This window comes from Allostella sp. (genome assembly GCF_041913585.1).
In the GTDB taxonomy this organism is placed as follows: Bacteria; Pseudomonadota; Alphaproteobacteria; order ATCC43930; family Allostellaceae; genus Allostella.
In genome coordinates, this window is sequence record NZ_JAYSFE010000277.1 from 1 (window position 1) to 2,024 (window position 2,024).

At 73.5% G+C, this 2,024-nt stretch carries 2 protein-coding genes; both read left to right on the plus strand.

The window, feature by feature from the left end:
- A partial coding sequence (locus ACE3Q3_RS24165) for a hypothetical protein (RefSeq protein WP_374450387.1) occupies positions 1-713 on the plus strand: 713 nt, incomplete at its 5' end.
- Between the two features lie 11 nt (positions 714-724).
- Positions 725-2,024, plus strand: a 1,300-nt coding sequence (locus ACE3Q3_RS24170; protein WP_374450389.1) for a thiamine pyrophosphate-binding protein, incomplete at its 3' end; no start/stop codon positions are given.

Sequence of the window (2,024 nt, forward strand, 5' to 3'; positions counted from 1 at the left end):
GGGCGCGCGGCGCCGGGCGCGCGGCGATCTACAACGTGGCCGGCGACGGCCTCGACGAGGCCGGCATCGGCGGGCTCGCCTATCTCGAGAGGCTCGGCATCCCGGCGGCGGCCGTCTACCATTCCTCCTGCCGCATCGGCGACGCGCGCGACATGGTCGACCGCGGGCTGATCGGCCACGCCAACGGGCCGGCGCGGCAGATCGGCTGCGTTCCCGGCCTCAAGGTGCGCGACTGCGCCGCCCGGATGGTCGCGGCCATGACCCCGGCCGAGGATTCACCGCCGCCGCCGGCCGAGGAGGCCCGCGTCCTCCTGCGCGACAATGCCGCGGGCCCGAAGGTCTGGGGGCTCGATTCCGCGTCCCTGGTCGTGCCCGAGGATGCGGGGCACATCGTCGTCACCGGCTCCCATGGCGGGCTGATGGGCGGCAACCCGGCGCTCGCCATCAAGGCCGACGTGCTGGCGGCCGTCTTCAACGACGCCGGCCTCGGCATCGACCGCGCCGGCGTCGGCCGACTGCCGGCGCTCAACGTGCGCGACATCGCCGCCGCCACCGTCAGCCACCAGACCGCCCGCATCGGCGACGCGCGCTCGGCCTGGGCCACGGGTCGGCTGTCCTACGCCAATCAGAAGGCGGCCGCGCTGGGCGCGCGGCGCGACATGCCGGTGCCCGAGTTCTGCGAGCTCGTGCTCGCCGCCCACCACAAGGGTTGAGCTCCAAGACCATGTCCGAACTGGCGAACGTACCTTCCGGCCGCATGAACGGCGGCCGGGCGATGGCCGAGATGCTGCGGCTGGCCGGCACCGGCCCGATGTTCGGCATGGGCGGCTTCCAGCTGCTGCCGTTCTACGACGCGCTGCACCAGCTCGGGCTGCGGCACTTCCTCATCAACGACGAACGCCACGGCGCGTTCGCCGCCGACGCCTATGCGCGCGTCACCAACCGGCCCGGCGTCTGCGACGGCACGCTCGGACCGGGCGCCACCAACCTCGTCACCGGGCTCGTCGAATCGCTGAATGCGGGAACCCCGATGGTGGCGATCGCCGGCGATTCGCACCGGGCGCATTCCTGGAAGAACATGACCCAGGAGTGCCGGCAGGTCGACATCCTGCGGCCGGCGGTCAAGGAGCTGATCCGGATCGAGCTGACGAGCCGCATTCCGGAGCTGATGCGCCGCGCCTTCGCGGTCGCGACCTCCGGCCGGCCCGGCCCGGTGCTGCTCGACGTGCCGGAGGACGTCTGCCACGGCGAGCACGAGTTCCAGGCCGAGGACTTCCAGATCGCGGCCGACACGCTGGTCGCGCCCTCGCGCCGCAGCCGGCCCGACCGGACCGCGGTCGAGCGCGCGGCCGCCCTGCTCGCCCGGGCCCGGCGGCCGTTGCTGCTGGTCGGCGGCGGCGTCCACCTGTCGGCCGGCCAGGCGGCGCTGCAGCGGCTGGCCGAGCGCTGCGGCATCCCGGTCGCCCACACCATGAGCGGCAAGGGATCGATCGCCTGCACCGATCCGCTGTCGGTCGGCCTCTTCGGCCGCTACTCGCGCATCGCCAACGACCTGATCGCGGCGTCGGACTGCCTGCTGGTGGTCGGCTGCAAGCTGGGCGAGATCGCGACCAAGCGCTATGCCCTGATCCCGCCGGGCGTGCCGATGATCCATCTCGACATCGTCGCCGAGGAGATCGGCCGCCACCAGCGGACCGACGTGGCGCTCTGGGGCGATGCCGCCGCCGGCCTCGACGACCTGGCCGACGCCCTCGCCGACGATGCGCCGCGCCTGCGCGGCGAGCGCCGGGACTATCTCGCGGAAATCCCGGTGCGGATGGCGAAGTGGCGGGAGGAGGCCAGCGCCCGCCTGCTCTCGACGGAGCGGCCGATCAACATGGCGCGCCTCTGCCACGGGCTGAACCAGGTGATGCCGGCCGAGAGCGTCGTCGTCGCCGACGGCGGCTTCGCCGCCCACTGGACCGGCCTGATCTACGACACCAAGGCGGCCGGCCGGCACTACATCGCCGACCGCGGCCTCGCCT